General features: G+C 46.6%; 17 protein-coding genes. 7 read left to right on the forward strand and 10 right to left on the reverse strand.

Features of this window, described 5'->3' with window-relative positions:
- Positions 1 to 21 precede the first annotated feature (21 nt).
- From CI960_RS09880 to pheT, 3 genes are all read right to left on the reverse strand, one after another.
- Positions 22 to 786: a hypothetical protein gene (locus CI960_RS09880; protein ID WP_005856675.1), complete on the reverse strand. Its 765-nt coding sequence runs from the start codon at positions 784 to 786 to the stop codon at positions 22 to 24.
- Between the two features lie 146 nt (positions 787 to 932).
- Positions 933 to 1,664, reverse strand: coding sequence for a YebC/PmpR family DNA-binding transcriptional regulator (locus tag CI960_RS09885; RefSeq protein WP_005856672.1), 732 nt, complete (start codon positions 1,662 to 1,664; stop codon positions 933 to 935).
- Between the two features lie 39 nt (positions 1,665 to 1,703).
- Positions 1,704 to 4,166, reverse strand: coding sequence for a phenylalanine--tRNA ligase subunit beta (gene pheT, locus CI960_RS09890; protein ID WP_005856670.1), 2,463 nt, complete (start codon positions 4,164 to 4,166; stop codon positions 1,704 to 1,706).
- Between the two features lie 254 nt (positions 4,167 to 4,420).
- Here pheT and trmD point away from each other — a divergent pair, with 254 nt between their 5' ends.
- Entirely contained in the window at positions 4,421 to 5,095 is a 675-nt protein-coding gene (gene trmD / locus CI960_RS09895; RefSeq protein WP_008772076.1) for a tRNA (guanosine(37)-N1)-methyltransferase TrmD, read from the forward strand.
- Positions 5,096 to 5,183: 88 nt separating this feature from the next.
- On the opposite strand, the gene CI960_RS09900 is transcribed toward trmD, so the two are convergent.
- Positions 5,184 to 6,137 (reverse strand): NAD-dependent epimerase/dehydratase family protein, encoded by a 954-nt coding sequence (locus CI960_RS09900; protein WP_005856666.1) that lies wholly within the window; start codon positions 6,135 to 6,137, stop codon positions 5,184 to 5,186.
- Between the two features lie 179 nt (positions 6,138 to 6,316).
- Between CI960_RS09900 and kbl the strand changes: the two genes are divergently transcribed.
- Together kbl and CI960_RS09910 are read left to right on the forward strand one after the other, a co-directional pair.
- Positions 6,317 to 7,507, forward strand: coding sequence for a glycine C-acetyltransferase (gene kbl / locus CI960_RS09905; RefSeq protein WP_005856664.1), 1,191 nt, complete (start codon positions 6,317 to 6,319; stop codon positions 7,505 to 7,507).
- Between the two features lie 78 nt (positions 7,508 to 7,585).
- On the forward strand, positions 7,586 to 8,431 hold the full coding sequence (locus CI960_RS09910) for a histidinol-phosphatase (protein ID WP_005856662.1): 846 nt from the start codon (positions 7,586 to 7,588) through the stop codon (positions 8,429 to 8,431).
- On the opposite strand, the gene CI960_RS09915 is transcribed toward CI960_RS09910, so the two are convergent.
- From CI960_RS09915 to CI960_RS09925, 3 genes are all read right to left on the reverse strand, one after another.
- Positions 8,428 to 9,000, reverse strand: a complete 573-nt coding sequence (locus CI960_RS09915; protein WP_005856659.1) for a cob(I)yrinic acid a,c-diamide adenosyltransferase — start codon at positions 8,998 to 9,000, stop codon at positions 8,428 to 8,430. The two genes, CI960_RS09910 and CI960_RS09915, sit on opposite strands and share 4 nt — an antisense overlap.
- Before the next feature lie 140 nt (positions 9,001 to 9,140).
- Positions 9,141 to 10,295: a molecular chaperone DnaJ gene (gene dnaJ, locus CI960_RS09920; RefSeq protein WP_005856657.1), complete on the reverse strand. Its 1,155-nt coding sequence runs from the start codon at positions 10,293 to 10,295 to the stop codon at positions 9,141 to 9,143.
- Between the two features lie 30 nt (positions 10,296 to 10,325).
- Entirely contained in the window at positions 10,326 to 10,910 is a 585-nt protein-coding gene (locus CI960_RS09925; RefSeq protein ID WP_005856655.1) for a nucleotide exchange factor GrpE, read from the reverse strand.
- Positions 10,911 to 11,126: 216 nt separating this feature from the next.
- On the opposite strand from CI960_RS09925, the gene CI960_RS09930 reads away from it, so the two are divergent.
- From CI960_RS09930 to corA, 3 genes are read left to right on the forward strand one after another with little or no spacing between them, the layout of a single operon-like run.
- A complete protein-coding gene (locus tag CI960_RS09930) occupies positions 11,127 to 12,557 on the forward strand; it encodes a DUF4136 domain-containing protein (protein WP_005856652.1) in 1,431 nt (476 codons plus the stop codon).
- Between the two features lie 15 nt (positions 12,558 to 12,572).
- Positions 12,573 to 15,041 carry an endonuclease MutS2 gene (locus CI960_RS09935; RefSeq protein WP_005856650.1) on the forward strand — a complete coding sequence of 823 codons (2,469 nt, stop codon included), beginning with the start codon at positions 12,573 to 12,575 and terminating at the stop codon, positions 15,039 to 15,041.
- Between the two features lie 15 nt (positions 15,042 to 15,056).
- Positions 15,057 to 16,133 (forward strand): magnesium/cobalt transporter CorA, encoded by a 1,077-nt coding sequence (corA, locus tag CI960_RS09940; RefSeq protein ID WP_005856648.1) that lies wholly within the window; start codon positions 15,057 to 15,059, stop codon positions 16,131 to 16,133.
- Between the two features lie 9 nt (positions 16,134 to 16,142).
- Here corA and CI960_RS09945 read toward each other — a convergent pair whose 3' ends face one another.
- Entirely contained in the window at positions 16,143 to 16,742 is a 600-nt protein-coding gene (locus tag CI960_RS09945) for a recombinase family protein (protein ID WP_005856646.1), read from the reverse strand.
- 111 nt (positions 16,743 to 16,853) lie between these two features.
- Here CI960_RS09945 and CI960_RS09950 point away from each other — a divergent pair, with 111 nt between their 5' ends.
- The gene (locus CI960_RS09950) at positions 16,854 to 17,942 is read left to right on the forward strand and encodes a winged helix DNA-binding domain-containing protein (RefSeq protein ID WP_036628933.1); all 1,089 of its coding nucleotides are present in this window, start codon (positions 16,854 to 16,856) and stop codon (positions 17,940 to 17,942) included.
- Here CI960_RS09950 and CI960_RS09955 read toward each other — a convergent pair.
- Positions 17,904 to 18,179 (reverse strand): zinc ribbon domain-containing protein, encoded by a 276-nt coding sequence (locus CI960_RS09955; protein ID WP_005856642.1) that lies wholly within the window; start codon positions 18,177 to 18,179, stop codon positions 17,904 to 17,906. The genes CI960_RS09950 and CI960_RS09955 overlap by 39 nt on opposite strands.
- A gap of 6 nt (positions 18,180 to 18,185) precedes the next feature.
- The gene (locus tag CI960_RS09960) at positions 18,186 to 18,803 is read right to left on the reverse strand and encodes a helix-turn-helix domain-containing protein (RefSeq protein WP_005856640.1); all 618 of its coding nucleotides are present in this window, start codon (positions 18,801 to 18,803) and stop codon (positions 18,186 to 18,188) included.
- Positions 18,804 to 18,945 lie beyond the last annotated feature (142 nt).

Genomic DNA, 18,945 nt, shown 5'->3' on the forward strand with positions numbered 1-18,945 from the left:
AGCTTATACTATCTTTGACAATCAAAATATTCTTCCGCAAATACGAATCTTCATGACCGGATAAACCGTTAGCTTGTCCATGATCTTCGTAAAGGTATCATCCTCGTCTATCTCATTCAACAAGTCCTTTACATCCCCTGAATCCGTATACACCTCCGGTTTGCCATGGAATTGCACACCCAGCTCAAACATCACGCCAACCCGTTTCTTAGGAACCGCACGACCGAATCCAAGACCTAGATAAGGACGAAAACCGGACACTTTCAATCCACCGGATACATTACCGTTATTATCCACCGGAATCGTATAATCACCGATAACTATGCCCGCACTTTCTCCTTGGGCGATCAGGTCTTTCAGCTTATCACTATGCCCTTCTATCTTCACCAAGGAAGAACCACCGAAATAGGCGCCGGCCGCAACGAAGAACGAAGAAGCGTGAGGAAACGGGTAAACATTCACCAACAACTGTCCGGAAGTACGTTTCAAGCTACCTTTGACATCCATGGAGTATGTATCATTATACACACCCGCTCGCGGATCGTTAACATCTACATCCACGTCCGTATTAATGCTGAAACCCGGCATAAAGGTAAGACCACCTCTCAACGCCAGATAAGGCGTAATAGGAGTAGCGACTTCCACATCTACACCCGTCAAACCAACACCCACTCCTGCCGAAACAGAATTGAAAATCCCTAACTCCTTTTGAGCTGAGATAAAATTACACGTCGCAAACATGCTCACGAACGCACAAAGAAGAAATAGTCTTTTCATTTTCACCATATAAGTTAAATTGTTATTCACCCTAGACTCACAAAAATAAATAAAAAACATGAAACATTCGTTGTAAAAAAGAAAAAGCGACATCGAATTTGCCTCGATGTCGCTTTTTTACGGATAAAGTATACTATTTTACGTATAAGCGTACGTTATTCCTCCTCAGAATCGTCTTCCTTCATATTATGGAATACGTTTTGAACGTCTTCGTCTTCCTCTAATTTCTCGATAATCTTCTCGATAGACTCACGCTGTTCCGGAGTAACCTCCTTCAAATCGTTCGGGATACGTACGAACTCACTACTCAAGATCTCAAAACCATTCTCCTCCAAATATTTCTGGATCGCCGAATTCTGCGCGAACTCACCATAAAGAACAACCTCGTCCTCGTCTTCCTCAACCTCATCTACACCGAAGTCGATCAACTCCAACTCTAGGTCTTCTAAAGAAAGATCCTCTTTTTTGGCGATATGGAATACGCATTTATGGTCGAACAAGAACTCCAAGCTACCGGATGTTCCCAGAGAACCACCGTTCTTATTGAAATAACTACGAACGTTGGCTACCGTACGAGTCGTATTATCCGTAGCGGTCTCAACGAAGATAGCGATACCGAAAGGACCATATCCCTCATAGTTCATCTCCTTATAATCCGTGAAATCTTTGGATACAGCACGTTTAATGGCACGCTCCACGTTCTCCTTCGGCATATTCTCCTTTTTGGCGTTCTGCATCAACACACGTAAACGAGGATTATTCTCGGGCTCCGGCCCACCTTGTTTTGCCGCAATCGTGATTTCCTTACCTAACTTCGTGAATACACGGGCCATATTGCCCCAACGCTTAAACTTTCTCGCTTTACGAAACTCAAACGCTCTTCCCATATGTTTATCAGTTTATCTTTATTTTATGTAATTAAATTCTTATCTCAATTGAGCACCTAGCTTTTGTTCCAGATTCGTCTGGATCTTCTTCATGATAGCGTCGATCTGCTTATCGTTCAAAGTCTTGCTCTCATCTTGCATGAAGAAGCTTACGGCATACGACTTCTTGCCCGCCGGAAGATTCTTGCCCTCGTAAACGTCAAACAGAGATACTTCCTTCAATAGCTTGCGATCGCTATCCTTAGCGATTTTCTCGACCTCGCTAAACTGTACGCTCTTATCAAGCAACAACGCCAAGTCACGTTTAACGGCCGGGAACTTGGAAATCTCGGAGAAGGTTACTTTCGCCTTCTTGATCTCCTTCATCAATTGGGTCCACGACAACTCAGCGTAATAAACCTCCATATCGATATCCAACATCTTACGAAGTTTCTTGCTTACGATACCCATCGTACCCAATTGACGTCCGGAACCGGTCGTGATGCTTAGGCCCGAAGAATAGATATCATTCGTCAAGTTACCGAAAATAACCCGTTTCATATCCACGCCCAAGCGGACCAAGATATTCTCTACGTAAGCCTTCAACTCATAAACGGAAGATTTCTCGTCCGGATGCGCCCAGTTGTTCTCCACTCGGTTGCCGGCTACCCAGATGCCTAGACGGTAATCCTCACTGAACTGCGCCAAGGTCTCATCTTCCTTCTTATTATCAATATTATAATCATAGCAATTACCGAACTCATAGAAACGGATATTGCCTTTCTTACGTTTCATGTTATACTCGATGCTCTCCAAGCCGCCGAACAACAAGGTCTGACGCATGCAGTTTAAATCAGCGCTTAACGGGTTCATCAACATGACACAATGTGCTTCCGGATAAACAGACAGATCCGTATAATAAGCGGAGCGTGTCAAGGAGTTGTTCATGATCTCGTTGAAACCACAACCGCAAAGTTGCTCCGAGATCAAGTTCTGCAATTTCCAGCTACGATCCGTAGGAGTCTGGTAACTTAAATTGGACTTCACGTTATCGCTGAACTCCACGTTATTATATCCGTAGATACGAAGAATATCCTCGATCACGTCTACATCACGCTGCACATCGATACGATATACGGGAACATGCAAAGTCAAGCCCTCGGCAGTCTCGGATACGATCTCCATCTCAAGGCTTGCCAAGATACTTTTCACGGTTTCTACCGGAATATCCTTACCGATCAACGTATTGATCTTCTCGTAAGTCACCTCAACCGTATACGGTTCCGCCACGGCAGGATAAACATCCTGTACAGCACCCGTGATCTTACCTCCCGCCAACTCTTGTATCAACAAGGCGGCACGTTTCAATACATACATCGTATTGTTCGGATCCAAACCACGCTCGAAGCGGAAAGAAGCGTCCGTATTCAAGCCAAAACGACGGGCGGTCTTGCGAATCCACGTCGGATGGAAACAAGCGGATTCCAAGAATACGTCGGTGGTCTCCTCCGTCACGCCGGAATCCAAACCGCCGAACACGCCACCGATACACATCGGTTCCTCGACGTTACAAATCATCAAGTCACGATCGGTCAACGTACGCTCCACGCCATCCAACGTGACGAATTTCGTACCAGCCTCGGCCGCCTTGACAATCACTTTATTTCCTTTGATCTTACCCGCATCAAAAGAGTGTAAAGGCTGCCCTAACTCATGCAGGATAAAGTTCGTTATATCCACTACGTTATTGATGGGACGAAGGCCGATCACACGCAAACGGTTTTGTAACCACTCCGGGCTCTCCTTCACCGTAACGCCCTTGATCGTAACACCGGAATAACGGGGACAAGCCTCCGTATTCTCTACCACGACCTCTACGCCCGGTGTCTCGTCGTCGATCTTGAAAGCATCTACCGAAGGACGTCTCAATTCGGCGGGCTTGCCGTTTTGCTTCAAATAAGCGGCCAAGTCACGGGCGACACCGAAATGGGAAGTAGCGTCTACACGGTTCGGGGTGATATCCACCTCCAGCACGTAGTCGCTCTTTACATTATAATAATCTTTAGCTAACGTACCTACAACAGCGTCGGCGGGAAGTACGATAATACCGTTATGGTCGGTACCGATACCTATCTCGTCCTCGGCGCAAATCATACCGTTGGACTCAACGCCACGGATCTTGGATCTCTTGATCGTAAAGCATTCATCACCGTCGTACAGTTTCGTGCCGTTCACGGCTACGACCACTTTCTGTCCGGCAGCCACGTTCGGGGCGCCACATACGATTTGTAAAGGAGCCTCGCCACCTACATTTACGGTCGTTATATGTAAATGGTCAGAATTCGGGTGTTCCTCACAAGTTAACACTTCACCGATAACCAGTCCCTCAAGTCCGCCCTTAATGGTTTGAACTTCCTCTACTCCACCGGTTTCCAAACCGATAGAGGTAAGCGCCGCAGCAACTTCTTCTGGCTCCAGATCGAAATCAAGATACTCTTTCAGCCAATTGTAAGATATATTCATCGCTATAAAATTTATTCTCTAAAGACACGGCCTCTATTGATAGCCGCCGAATTGACGGACAAAAGTACGAATAATAATTCAAACGATACAAAAATATCCTCATGAACTTCTACGAACTCTTAACTGCGCCAACGCATGCGTTTCATTCATTCTTAATTTTCTATCGCGAATCATAGATAATAGAGACTCACTTTACGATGAGTCAGAATAAAGATGTACCTTTGCGGGAGGTTTTAACGTTACAACTATTTTTTATGCGTATAGATATACTTACCGTACTTCCCGAGATGATCGAGGGGATGATTAATTGCTCTATCGTCAAGAGGGCGCAAGATAAAGGATTAGCGGAGATTCATTTACATAACCTACGGGATTACACCACTAATAAATGGAGGCGGGTGGATGATTATCCGTTCGGAGGAGAGGCCGGAATGGTGATGCAGATCGAACCGATAGACCGGGCGATCTCAGCGTTGAAAAGCGAACGGGAATATGACGAGGTAATCTATACCTCCCCGGATGGCGAGACACTCAACCAGCCCATGGCCAACAGCATGTCTTTACTAAATAATATGATTATCCTCTGCGGGCACTATAAAGGGATCGACTATCGTATCCGTGAGCATTTGATAACGAAAGAGATATCCGTAGGAGACTATGTCCTTACCGGAGGAGAGCTGGCCGCCGCTATCATAACCGACGCCGTGGTACGCTTGATACCGGGAGCGATCGGCGACGAGCAAAGCGCCCTCTCCGACTCCTTCCAAGATGACTTACTGGCCCCGCCTGTTTATACACGTCCCGCCGATTACAAAGGTTGGAAAGTACCCGAGGTACTATTATCCGGGCACCAGCGCAAGATCGAAGAATGGCGCTTGCAACAAGCACAAGAGCGTACGGCACGCCTCCGGCCGGATTTATTGAAATAGCAGCGTTAAAAAACAAGGCCGGGGATCATCCCCCCCGATGATACCCCGGCCCCTCTATCCACAAACAATCATGGCTACAACATCACTCTTATTTATTGAAACGTTCTTTCAATTTAGCTAACATGTCTTTTGTCATGGCATCCAAATCATACTCCGGCTTCCAGCCCCACTCTTGGCGGGCGCAAGTATCATCCAAGGAGTTCGGCCACGACTCGGCGATAGCCTGACGCAAAGGATCTACCTCATACTCCATCTGGAATTCAGGCATATATTTCTTGATATTATTAAAGATGATCTCCGGATCGAAACTCATCGACGCAATGTTGAAAGAGTTGCGATGAACGAACTTCGTAGAATCCGCCTCCATAATCTCGATAGCGGCACGCAAGCCGTCCGGCATGTACATCATATCCATGAAAGTACCGGCTGCGATCGGGCAAACGAATTTCTCGCCCTTAGCGGCCGAATAGTAAATATCGACAGCGTAATCCGTCGTACCACCACCCGGAGGTGTTACGTAAGAGATCAATCCGGGGAAACGAACCGAACGTGTGTCCACGCCGAAACGGATATTATAATAATCGCTTAACAACTCGCCAGATACCTTCGTCACGCCGTACATCGTACGAGGATTACGGATCGTATCTTGAGGAGTCTTGTCTTTCGGGGTATTGTTACCGAAAACGCCAATAGAGCTCGGCGTAAATACGGCGCAGTGCATCTCACGGGCCACCTCAAGCACATTGAACAAGCCCCCCATTCCGATCTTCCACGCCAACTGAGGTTTAGCCTCTGCTACAGCCGACAAAAGAGCCGCCAAGTTGTAGATCGTATCAATATTATATTTTGATACCGTCTCAGCGATCTGCTGCTCGTTCGTGATATCCACGATAGCGGAAGGTCCCGATTCTAACAACTCGCCTTTAGGTTCCGCACCCGGGATATAACCCGCTACTATGTTCCCACCGTAGATACTTCTTAATTTCATGGTTAACTCTGATCCGATCTGACCGGTAGAACCAATTACTAATACATTCTTCATCGCGTTTAATGAGATTTAAGTTTTTTTCCGTCGGCAAAGGTATAGAGAATAAAACAGTTTAGACATGAATTTCTTCTCTTTTTTAGTATTAAAATTCAAAAAAAAAACAGACCTTTGTCTGTCGCTTTGACAACGAAGCTACTACTCACATCTAAATACTAATAAAAAACGAAGTTTTTATGTACGGAAAACTTAAAGAATTCTTGACAAATGAACTTGAAGGCATCAAAGCCGCTGGTTTATACAAGAACGAGCGTATCATTACTACGCCGCAGAGAGCCGACATCAAAGTAAATGCCGGAAGTGATGTTTTAAACTTCTGCGCCAACAACTATCTTGGCCTGTCCGATAACCAACGACTGATCAAGGCCGCGAAAGAAGCCATGGATACACACGGTTATGGCATGTCGTCCGTTCGTTTCATCTGTGGAACGCAGGATTTGCACAAGCAATTGGAAGCAGCCATCTCCGACTATTTCAAGACTGAGGACACGATCCTTTACGCCGCATGTTTCGACGCTAACGGTGGTTTGTTCGAGCCATTGTTCGGCGAGGAAGACGCTATCATCTCGGATGCCTTGAACCACGCCTCTATCATCGACGGTGTTCGTTTATGCAAGGCGAAACGTTATCGCTACGCTAACGCCGATATGGCGGACTTGGAGCGTTGCCTACAAGAGGCGCAGGCCCAACGTCACCGTATCATCGCCACGGACGGCGTGTTCTCCATGGACGGCAATGTCGCTCCGATGGACAAGATTTGCGAGCTTGCCGAGAAATATGACGCATTGGTTATGGTGGACGAGTCTCACTCTGCCGGTGTCGTAGGCCCGACGGGTCATGGCGTAGCCGAGCAGTTTGATGTTTACGGACGTGTAGATATCTTCACGGGTACGCTGGGTAAGGCGTTCGGTGGTGCCATGGGTGGCTTCACGACCGGAAAGAAGGAGATTATCGATATGTTACGCCAACGTTCTCGCCCCTACTTGTTCTCCAACTCCGTGGCTCCGGCCATCGTAGGCGCAAGCTTGGAGATGTTCAAGATGTTGAAGGAGAGCGACGCTTTACATACGAAATTAATGAACAACGTAAGCTACTTCCGCGACAAGATGCTGGCAGCCGGTTTCGATATCAAGCCGACTCAATCCGCTATCTGCGCCGTTATGTTGTACGACGCTAAGTTGTCTCAAGATTTCGCCGCCAAGATGCAGGAAGAGGGTATTTACGTAACCGGTTTCTATTACCCGGTAGTACCGAAGGGACAAGCTCGTATCCGTGTACAATTGTCCGCCGGCCACGAGACTGAGCATCTGGACAAGGCTATCGCAGCGTTTATCAAGGTAGGAAAAGAGCTAGGCGTTATCAAATAACACCTCTCTCATTCATCATACAAGGCCACATCCGGGCAAGATGATCTGGATGTGGCTTTTTAATCACTAAGAACAATCATGCAACTCAGTAACTACCATAGTCATTGTACTTTTTGTGATGGAAGAAGTATTCCGGAGGATTTCGTGAGATTCGCCATAACACACGGGTTCCGTGCGTACGGTTTTTCCTCCCACTCGCCGCTTCCGTTCGAGACTTTCTGGAATATGTCTAAAGACGATATGCCGGAGTATCTGCAAGAGATAAAACGACTGAAACAGAAATACAGCGATCAACTGGAAATATATGCCGGTCTGGAGATTGATTATCTGGACGAGACCTATAACGCCTCGATCCCCTATTTCCAAGAGTTGCCCTTGGACTACCGGATCGGTTCCATCCATTTCCTGCCCGTATCAGAGCGTCTGGCCGAAGAGAACATGGTCTGTATAGACGGCTCATTCAGGGAATACGCCCACTCCGTGGAGCGGCATTTCGAGGGAGATGTCCGGTTGCTTGTCAAGCGTTTCTTCGATACCACGATGAAAATGATAGAGGCCGGAGGCATCGATATCGTCGGACATATCGACAAGATCTATATGAACGGACAGAAATACGAGATCTTCAATTTTGAAGAGGATTGGTATCGGAAGCCTTTTGAGGCTTGTCTGGATCTGGTTCAGGAGAAAGAATTGATGGTAGAGGTCAACACCAAGAACTGGACCAAGAAAAAAGAGCTTTACCCCCGTGTGGAATACCTATCACGGATGCGGAAAATGAATATCCCTGTCATGGTGAACTCCGATTGCCATTATCCGGATTTGGTGAACGACGGTCGCAAGGAGGTTTTTGAGTTGCTAAAGCAAGCCGGCTTCAAGTCCACCCGTGAGCTCGTGAAAGGCAAATGGCAAGATATCGCCCTCTAGGATTTATTTTTCCGCTTATACAGAAAGGATTGCCAACGCTCCTCGGCGTTCCCTTGACGAAACATGTCATAACGTGCCATCGTAAAGAACAGATCCGATAAACGATTCACGAACGCCATGATCCCGGCAGGAACCGGGTCTTTCCGATTCAATGTCCACAAGCGGCGTTCGGCCCTGCGGGTGATCGTACGGGCCAATTGGAGGTGCGCCGAAACAGGTGTGCCTCCCGGAAGGATAAAATACCCGTTATCCTCCATCTGGGCGGATAGATCATCGATATGGGACTCACAAAAGACGGTCAAATCATCGGGAAGCGGATTCGGATTCTGATCACGGATCGCCGATGGTGTCGCCACATGAGACATCACGGCCATCATCTCACGCTGTATCCTACCCAGCAACACCTGCCATTCATGATCGGGAGGCAGCAACGTACGGACAATACCGATCTCGGCGTTCAACTCATCCAACGTCCCATTCGCCTCGATACGGATGTCATCCTTATCGACACGCTCACCGCCATGTATGCCGGTTTTTCCTTTATCTCCTCCACGGGTATATATTCTCATAGGATACTCATTTTAGGACTTATGAAAAAAGACTACCGTATTCCGGTGATAAACACTATAGTATTCATCTTCAAACACTACTGTGTTTATCCACGAATACTATAGTGTTCTCACACGAACACAGTAGTCTTTTCTATTCGTTAATCAAAGAAGTGCTTAAACTTACTGAAGATTTTCTCTTTCATCGTCTTATTAGGCTGGAAGTTCGGTGAATTCTCCAATCCGTTCAGCGTCTCTTTCTCCGTAGACGACAAAGTCTCGGGGATATATACACTCACGTTCACCAACAGATCGCCCGTACCATAACTATTGATGGAAGGAAGTCCTTTATTACGCAAACGAAGCACCTTACCCGGCTGCGTACCCGGCTCGATCTTCAATTTCGCCTTCCCGTCAATGGTCGGGACCTCTACCGTGGCTCCCAAGGCTGCTTGCGGAACACTCAATAGCAGGTTGTATAACAGATCGTTCTCATCACGAATCAACTCCGGATGCGGTTCCTCCTCGATAAGGATCAATAAGTCGCCGTTGATTCCACCATGTCGTGCGGCGTTGCCTTTACCATTCATGGAGAGTTGCATGCCCTCGGCTACACCGGCAGGGATATTGATCGTGATAATCTCATCGTCGCGAACGACGCCCTCACCATTACACTCCGTACATTTCTTGACAACGATCTTGCCCTCGCCACCACAAGTAGGGCAAGTCGTCTGCGTCTGCATCTGCCCTAGGATCGTGTTGGCGATACGGGTAACGACACCGCTACCTTTACACGTATCACACGTCTTCACACCCTCCGAGCCTTCCGCCCCGCTACCGTGACAATGCGAACAAGGCACATACTTCTTCACCTTGATCTTCTTTTCCACGCCGTTAGCGATCTCTTTCAGGTTCAGCTTCACCTTCACACGCAAGTCCGATCCACGGTTCACACGGCGTCCTCCACGAGAACCGCCGAAACCACCGAAGCCACCAAAACCGCCAAAATGTCCACCAAAGATGTCGCCGAACTGTGAGAAAATATCCTCCATGGACATACCACCACCGAAGCCGCCACCTTGTGAAGCCCCGCCGACACCCGCATGACCGAATTGATCATAACGCTGACGCTTTTGCGGATCGCTCAACACGTCGTATGCCTCAGCCGCCTCCTTAAAGTTCTCCTCCGCTTGCTTATCGCCCGGGTTCTTATCCGGGTGGAATTGTATCGCCTTCTTGCGGTACGCTTTCTTTATCTCATCCGCCGAAGCATTCTTCTCAACGCCCAGCACTTCATAGTAATCCCTTTTAGCCATCCTTGTATTTGTTATTTGCCGATTTTCCGATTATTCTCCCACTACTACTTTAGCGTGACGTATTACCTTGTCAAATAAGGTATATCCAGTTTGTACGCAATCCAATACCTTGCCCTTCATGTCCAGTTCCGGAGCGGGAATCGTAGCGATAGCCTCAAACTCCTCCGTATCGAACGGCTTGCCTATGGCCTCGATCGGCTTCACGCCCTGCTGAGACAGATAGCCCATGAACTTACCGAAAATCAAGTCCACGCCTTCTTTAACGGCCTCTACATCCTCCGCCGCACGGACGTTCTGCAAGGCACGCTCGAAATCGTCGATAATAGGAAGAAGGTTCTTTAACGCACCCTCGCCGCCAGTCTTGATCAAATCGGCCTTCTCACGCATCGTACGTTTACGGTAATTGTCAAACTCTGCCATCAAGCGCAGGTGGGAATCGTTCAATTCGTTATATTTCTTTTGCAAGGCTTCCACCTCACCCGACACATTGTCAGAGCCGGCAGCTTCATCTGCCGCATTTGACTGTTCTTCCTGCAAATTTGTCGCTTCCTCATTATTCACGTTTTCGTTTTTTGAAGCGTTTTCTTTTTTCTCGTTTGGATTCATCTTGCTCATAATCTATCTGATTTTTTTCATTACTAACTAATTGTAAGCGAAATACGGTACCACATAAATACCCTTAAAAAGTATATACACAGCATCCATATCAAGTTCATACACTATTATAGCAGCAAATATATTGCCAACTATTCCACCACATCAAAAATATCTTTACCTTTGCCTATGTTTTAAACGAAACAGGTATTTTTAGAGTAAATAAAATTCCAGAATATGATGAGAAGTGTGATTTTATCAACGTTGCTATTAGTATTGGCGGTCTGTACGGTTTCCGCCCAAAACAGGAATACATCCATCTGCCGACTAGGCTTCACATACGATATCAGCCAGAGCAAGAACTGGGGAAACAACAAGCCGGTCATTAAAAGTATCATCCCTTATTCATCCGCCGAGCAAGCAGGTATTAAGAAATATGACGTGATCGAGGAGATCAACGGGGTACCCGTGACGGAGGTATCTGTCGACGAGATCCCTCAACTGCTGAATCCCGCCGGAAGAAACGATGTCCTATTGACTATCAGCAACCTTTCCTCTCCTTCTAAACAAGTATTGGTAAAGAAGGACTGCAAGAAAAGTAACGCCATCACGGAAGACCAGCTGGCGTCCGCCTATGCGATGTATAGCTTGGAGACAACCAATGAGCAAGAATTCGTATGCCCGTTCAAGACTACCGTCACATCCGACGGCGTAGATTTCGGTAACTTCAAGACATTCGCCTTCTCGACCATCGACGAGAATAACCGTAAACTGGAAACGGTCATCAACGAATGCATCGAGAACGAGTTGACCAAAAAAGGACTTACGGTTGATATCGCGAAGCCGGATTTATTGATACAGACTTTCTATTTTTTCGATAAGAACCCGAACTATCTGGGAGCGAATAAAGTATTGGTAGAAAAAGAACCGACTTACCGGTACAACTTCTCGCACAGTAAGATGGAGAAATTCCCGTTCTTGAATTACGCCGCCGCCGAAGCGGAAGCCGAATATCTGTTGCAATTCGGTATCCGTATCATCGATCAAAAAGATATCCCCGGACGTGTACTCTGGGAATGTGAGGCGAACGAGTTGCTGGAAGACTCTTATCGTTTAGACGAATACGCCCGGGTGCATGTCCCGTTGATGTGTATGCAATACCCATACACGAAATACGGACGTAACGTACCGTTCAAGGTGAGCAAGAAGACCTATAATTATACGGGGATCAGCTACGATATCGATAAATTGGATCAAGTGGTTGACGTAGATCGTAACTCTCCCGCTTATGCGGCAGGCATCCGTCCCCGTGACATTATAGAAAAGATCGGCCGCCATAAGATGGATCATTCGGCAGAGGAGTTCTCATCCGCCTACAAACGCTTTATCACGAACACGATGCAATATCGTGATCCGAAGACGATGTTTACGGACGCGAACGGTTTCAAGTATTGCATGTTCTGGGACGTATTCAAATATCCCCAAATAGCGGATGCGTCGCAAAGCTCCGATTACTTGCCGGCGTTCTCTTATTTATACTATTTCGCCCCTTATATTAATCCGTCCGGCAACAACGCCTGTACATTTAATATAAAGCGTGGCAAGACAAAATTAGAAGTAATTATCCGTCCTACCATTCGCTCTGAAGTGACGGTAGAGATCAAATAAAGATTTTACAAACACGTGATATATCCACAAAATTTTGAACAAAAGACGGGCTTTGATAAGATCCGTCACTTAATCACAGAAAAATGTTTAAGCCCGCTCGGGGAAGAGCGGGTAGCGGAGATGGGATTCTCCGCCGATTTCGAGGTCGTATCCAAGCGATTGGAACAAACCGATGAGTTTATCCGTATCCTACACGGAGACACGGAATTCCCCGCCAGTTATTTCTTCGACGTGCGCTATTCCTTGAAACGGATTCGGCCGGAAGGTACTTGGCTGGATGAACGGGAGTTGTTCGACCTCAAACGTTCCTTGCAAACGATCAATGACATCGTACGCTTCTTCAAGCCCATGGACGATGAGGAAATCAAGTATCCGGCCTTGACTGAATTGGCGGGAGATATCTTTGTCTTCCCCCAATTGATTGGAAAGATCGATAGTATCCTCGATAAATTCGGCAAGCTCAAGGACAGTGCTTCCTCCACCCTATCGCAAATCCGCAGGGAAATGACGATCACGATGAGCGGTATTTCCCGCAGCCTGCAATCCATCCTCCGTGCGGCACAATCGGACGGGGTTGTCGATAAGGACGTGACACCGACCATGCGCGACGGTCGTTTGATGATCCCGGTAGCCCCGGCCTTCAAACGAAAGATAAAAGGTATCGTACATGATGAGTCCGCCAGTGGCAAGACGGTCTTTATAGAGCCAGAGGTGGTCGTGGAAGCGAATAACCGCATCCGGGAACTGGAAGGGGAAGAACGCCGGGAAATCATTAAGATACTGACGGAATTCACGAACGTGATCCGTCCTTTAGCTCCGGATATCCTACAATCTTACGAGTTTCTTGCCGACATTGACTTCATTCGTGCGAAAGCGTTATTTGCGGAGCAAGTCAAGGCGATCAAGCCGATCGTGGAGGATAAGCGACAAATGGATTGGGTACGTGCCGTGCATCCGCTCTTATTCCTGTCTTTACAGAAACAGGGCAAGCAGGTAGTTCCCCTCGATATCGAGCTGACCGAGGGAAAACGGATCTTGATCATATCCGGTCCGAACGCCGGTGGTAAATCCGTTTGCCTGAAAACGGTCGGATTACTTCAATACATGTTGCAATGTGGTTTATTGATTCCTTTGCATGAGCGATCAAGAACCGGGATCTTCGAGCATATATTCATCGATATAGGCGATGAGCAAAGCATCGAGAACGATTTGAGTACCTACAGTTCCCACCTTACCAACATGAAGTATTTCGTGAAGAATTGTAACGAGCGGACCATTATCCTAATCGATGAGTTCGGTAGCGGTACGGAACCCCAGATTGGCGGCGCTATCGCCGAGGCTTTATTGGATCGCTTCAACCGGAATCATAGCTTTGGGGTAATCACGACCCACTACCAGAATTTGAAGCATTTCGCCGAGGATACGGAAGGTATCGTAAACGGTGCCATGTTGTACGACCGCCATTTGATGCAGCCCTTGTTCAAGCTTTCTATCGGAAATCCGGGTAGCTCTTTTGCCGTAGAGATCGCACGCAAGATCGGTCTGCCCGAGGACGTGATAGCCGACGCTTCCGCGAACGTCGGAGCGGATTATATCAATATGGACAAATACCTGCAAGATATCGTACGCGATAAACGGTACTGGGAAAGCAAACGGCAGAATATCCGTCAGCAGGAGAAAAAACTGGAAGATGTCACTTCCCGTTATGAACAAGACTTGGAAGCCGTAAACAAGCAACGGAAAGAGATCATCCGGGAGGCAAAGGCCGAGGCCCAACGTATTCTAGCGGAGGCTAACGCCAAGATCGAGAATACCGTCCGTGAGATCAAGGAGGCCCAAGCGGAAAAAGAACAGACCAAACTGGCCCGCAAAGCCTTGGAAGAGTTCAAGAACTCCGTCATGGCGACCGAAGAAGAAGACGATAAGATCGCACGCAAGATGGCGAAGCTCAAGGAACGGAACGAACGGAAGAAACAGAAACAAAAAGTGACGGCCCAGCCGATATTTAATAAAGAGGTGATAGAGGTCGGCGACAATGTACGCCTTAAAGGGCAGGTTTCCGCCGGAACCGTTATGGAACTACAAGGAAAGCAGGCCGTAGTAGCATTCGGGATGATCAAAAGCACGGTTAAGCTGGAGCAGTTGGAAAAGGTAAGCAAAGGCCAGATCAAACGGGAAATCCAGAAAAGCACGTTCGTCAGCTCCCAGACCACTGACAATATGCATGAGAAGAAGATAAACTTTAAGCAAGAAATCGATGTGAGAGGAATGAGGGGCGATGAGGCATTGCAAAGCGTGACTTATTTTATCGACGACGCCATTCAAGTCGGGGCAGGCAAGGTTCGCATCTTACATGGAACCGGTACGGGTATCTTACGTCAGCTAATCCGGGATTATCTGCGCACGGTTCCCGGTGTCCGTCGCTTTCAAGACGAGCATGTGCAGTTCGGAGGCGCCGGTATCACCGTTGTTGAGTTTGATTAAAAAGAGATCCTTATTATGAGACGGAATGAATATACACACAGGAGAAGACATATATCCAACCGGCATTTATCGGACAAGTATTATTACGCCGGCGAACATGAGACAGCAACCGGCATCCGTCTCACTCAATACAACGAACAATCTTTGCATACGAAAGAGGTGCGGATAACCGACACCTCTTTCAGCAAACTAACCGACTCGAATCAGATCAATTGGTTCGAGGTTAGCGGATTGACCAATGCGGATGCCATTACCCGTATCGTAAAAGATTTCGGACTGCATAATCTGGACGCTAAGGATATCTTGACTCCCCAACACGTGGTCAAGGTAGAGGAATACAAAGGACGAATGCTTATCGTATTAAACTCCTGCTATTACGATGTCAATAACGAGATGCGGTCTGAGCACATCAGCATACTGGTAGCTAACAATACGGTCATCACTTTTACGGAAAGCAACAACCCCGTATTCGAGGCCGCTCATAAAGCGCTACTATCCAACATGCTGAACATCCGGAAAAAAGGCAGTGGATTGCTGCTCGCTTTCCTTCTAAACACCATCATAGCGAATCTAGTAGAATCCGCCTCAAAGGTAGAAGAGATACTAGAGGATATAGAAGAGACTTTGCTCGATCCTAAGAACGATCAGGGTAATATGGGTTCCCTAATCCAACAACACCGCCATGAGTACATGATTATCCGTAAGAATAGCCTACCGCTGAAAGATCAATTCTCAAAACTATTACGAACAGAGAACGGGATTATCACCCCGGATATCCTACCGATCTATAATGACCTGCAAGACCAACTCCAATTCGTTATCCAAACAACGGAAAGCTGCCGGGAAATCACCTCTTCCCTTGTCGATCTTTATATATCCAATAACGATCTTAGGATGAACGCCATCATGAAACGGCTGACGATTGTCTCCACCCTTTTCATCCCTTTGACATTCTTGGTGGGCGTATGGGGTATGAACTTCAAGATAATGCCGGAATTGGATTGGCGTTACGGTTATTTCATCGCTTGGGCCGTCATGATAGCTACCGGAGTATTGACTTGGCTATATATGAAACGAAAGGATTGGTATTAAAACCAATCCTTACGATCTGAAGAATTTCTTCCTATACTTATAAAAAGTATTCTTAGAGACGTTGAAATGCTCGCAAATCGATCCTACCGATTCTCCCCGCTCCAACATGTTCATGATCTCCCCCTTATGGGCATCCAAGAAGAACAACTTGGATTCCGAGCCTTTAGGACGTCCCAACCGCTTTCCCGTACTTTTCACCTGTTCCAAGGCGTCTTTTGTACGTATGGAAACCAGACTGTGATCAATCTCGTCTACTTGCTTGAAGACATTAATCATCAATTGGCGATCCATCCGGTCATCGAATATATAACGGTCGTTTATACAATAGACCGTCACGTCCTTCTCCATGCAAACGGTAAGTATCCCCATCAACTCATATAAGGTAAGACACAAACGGGTAATATCCGATACGATCAAGGCATCCCCTTTCTTCAAGCGTTCGAGAACAAGTTTTAACTTTGGTCCCGGCTGTTTCGCTTTCTCTCCGGATACTTCCATGACCCATTTATCCACATGGATATCTTTGGCCGCAGCAAAAGAAGAGATCTCTTCCCTTTGAATATCCAAGTGTTGCCGGTCCGTAGCCACATTTAAATACGCTATCGTCATAAATTTCACTAATTGTTTCTAGCGTGAAGGTACAAAAAGAATGAGTATATCTTCAAGATTATGGGATGTTTAACGCTTTATTTCGTACATTTGCGTTTATATTCATATATTATGATAACACATATACGAGTAGCTAGCCAACAATTGGAACAACCCCGATTCGAGTCCCCGAAAGAGTTGGTCTCTTGGATGGGCGCTATCCAGGCGCAGGAGTATGAGATGGCCAAATGGGCGATCGGTATTCGCTTGAGATCCTCTTCCCTTGAAACGGTAAATGAGGCTTTGTACAAAGGTGATATTCTACGTACCCATGTGATGCGTCCTACTTGGCATTTCGTGGCCGCCGAGGATATCCGTTGGATGCTTATGCTATCTTCCGAGCGTATCAAGGCTGCCGTTATGTCGTACGCCAAGGGACATTTCGGGAAGATAGAAAAAACGCTGTTCACAAGATGCCTAGATCAGATCGGAAAGATACTGGAAGGATACAAAAGCCTGACCAAACAAGAAGTAACGGCGGAATTGCAAAAATCCGGGATTTTGCCCACCATAGATCACGTAAACCTTTTCCTTACATGGGGTGAGGTGGAAGGCATCGTCTGTAGCGGGATCGATAAAGGAAAGAAAACGACTTACGCCTTATTGGACGAACGTGTCCCTCCTACTCGTGAACTTTGCAGGGAAGAGGCTCTGGCGAGATTGGCATCCAGATATTTTCAAAGCCACTCCCCTGCCCAGTTACAGGATTTTGTTTGGTGGTCCGGGCTAACCGCTACCGAGTGTAGGCTCGCTATCAATCTGATCAATACGGAGTTAATAACCGAGACGTTCGATTCCCGTGAATATTTCATCCACCAATCATGGAAAGGAAAAAATGAGAGCAAACCTGTACTGCGTCTCCTCCCCGCCTTCGATGAATACTTGATCAGTTACAAAAACCGCACGGACGTATTGCCGCTAGAACATCATCCAAAAGCGTTCAACCGATTCGGTACCTTCTACCCAGTTATCTTGTATAACGGAAAGATAATAGGTAATTGGAGCCGCTCCATTAAAAAAAACACCATTCAAATAGAAATGGACTTTTTCGAGAAGAAGCCCCGCATTCCAGTGAAATTAATCCAGCAGGCCGAAGCGCAGATAGACGCTTTTTATAGAGGCTTATCGCACCGCCCAGCGCTTCAATGTCGGGAAAAATAATTTCATATTCGCTACGGCCTCCTCTTTCGTATAATGAAAGTCCGCATCTTTATTGAACTCATCGACAAACTGGGCACAATGATCGATCATCTGATCCATCGTACAAGCCATCGTGAAGGCCCCGTCCTTATAACAATAGCAACAATATTCCTCATTCTTGCTTCCGTCATGGTTCGTTCCTAACTCCTCATTCTTTTGCAGCGGCATACCGCAGCTTTGGCAAAATTTTGTTTCCATACTAATTTATTTTATTGGTATATAAATCTTTGTCACTTGGGTATCGTCATCCTCTTCCGAATAACTCACATATTCCTCAAACGCCATTCCATGCCGTTTGGTATAATTGAAATCTATATTTATAGTATTATATAGTTCTTGTAATCCCGCATAACTACCTTTTAAGGTATAAACCGCATATTTTCCTTTCTGCAAACGAATCGTACCGAACATCCCTGATGGAATAATCTCCTTCCCGACCGAAGCATTACTCCACTTCTCGGTCTCTTCTCTCAGACGTACTCGCAACTTATCCATATAAGCTTTCGGAGATACGCTGAATTGTTTCTTGAACGCTTTCGAGAAAGATTGGGGATTATCATAGCCTACCCGACTCGCTAGATCTGCCAGACTCATATCTTCCGTATGCCTATATAGAACCGCTCGCTCTACACGTTGCCTCGCCACATAAGCATATAATGACTCATTCAAGGCTCCTTTCATAATACGTAGTAGCTGCCGCTCGGACACGTTTACTTGCCCGGCTATTATATCCAGTCGTAAAGGGAGATGCAAATTCGCATTGATATAATCAATTACTTGATTGATTTTCCGTTGATATATGTTTTCCGTATCAGGCTTCATCCTATAGATTCTTATGATGACAAAAATACATAATCCCAACAGACTGACAATTGTCCAATCTCGCCAATTTGAGATTTCCCCTATATTTGTTTAAAAGCCATCAACTTCAAGATTCTATAGATTGTAAAATCAGTAATTCTGT

The organism is Parabacteroides sp. CT06, from assembly GCF_002257605.1.
Classification (GTDB): Bacteria; Bacteroidota; Bacteroidia; order Bacteroidales; family Tannerellaceae; genus Parabacteroides; species Parabacteroides distasonis.

Coding starts and splice junctions, on each gene's coding strand:
- CI960_RS09880 (WP_005856675.1), bottom strand. CDS start 786: ATGGTGAAAATGAAAAGACTATTTCTTCTTTGTGCGTTCGTGAGCATG.
- CI960_RS09885 (WP_005856672.1), bottom strand. CDS start 1,664: ATGGGAAGAGCGTTTGAGTTTCGTAAAGCGAGAAAGTTTAAGCGTTGG.
- pheT (WP_005856670.1), bottom strand. CDS start 4,166: ATGAATATATCTTACAATTGGCTGAAAGAGTATCTTGATTTCGATCTG.
- trmD (WP_008772076.1), top strand. CDS start 4,421: ATGCGTATAGATATACTTACCGTACTTCCCGAGATGATCGAGGGGATG.
- CI960_RS09900 (WP_005856666.1), bottom strand. CDS start 6,137: ATGAAGAATGTATTAGTAATTGGTTCTACCGGTCAGATCGGATCAGAG.
- kbl (WP_005856664.1), top strand. CDS start 6,317: ATGTACGGAAAACTTAAAGAATTCTTGACAAATGAACTTGAAGGCATC.
- CI960_RS09910 (WP_005856662.1), top strand. CDS start 7,586: ATGCAACTCAGTAACTACCATAGTCATTGTACTTTTTGTGATGGAAGA.
- CI960_RS09915 (WP_005856659.1), bottom strand. CDS start 9,000: ATGAGAATATATACCCGTGGAGGAGATAAAGGAAAAACCGGCATACAT.
- dnaJ (WP_005856657.1), bottom strand. CDS start 10,295: ATGGCTAAAAGGGATTACTATGAAGTGCTGGGCGTTGAGAAGAATGCT.
- CI960_RS09925 (WP_005856655.1), bottom strand. CDS start 10,910: ATGAGCAAGATGAATCCAAACGAGAAAAAAGAAAACGCTTCAAAAAAC.
- CI960_RS09930 (WP_005856652.1), top strand. CDS start 11,127: ATGATGAGAAGTGTGATTTTATCAACGTTGCTATTAGTATTGGCGGTC.
- corA (WP_005856648.1), top strand. CDS start 15,057: ATGAGACGGAATGAATATACACACAGGAGAAGACATATATCCAACCGG.
- CI960_RS09945 (WP_005856646.1), bottom strand. CDS start 16,742: ATGACGATAGCGTATTTAAATGTGGCTACGGACCGGCAACACTTGGAT.
- CI960_RS09950 (WP_036628933.1), top strand. CDS start 16,854: ATGATAACACATATACGAGTAGCTAGCCAACAATTGGAACAACCCCGA.
- CI960_RS09955 (WP_005856642.1), bottom strand. CDS start 18,179: ATGGAAACAAAATTTTGCCAAAGCTGCGGTATGCCGCTGCAAAAGAAT.
- CI960_RS09960 (WP_005856640.1), bottom strand. CDS start 18,803: ATGAAGCCTGATACGGAAAACATATATCAACGGAAAATCAATCAAGTA.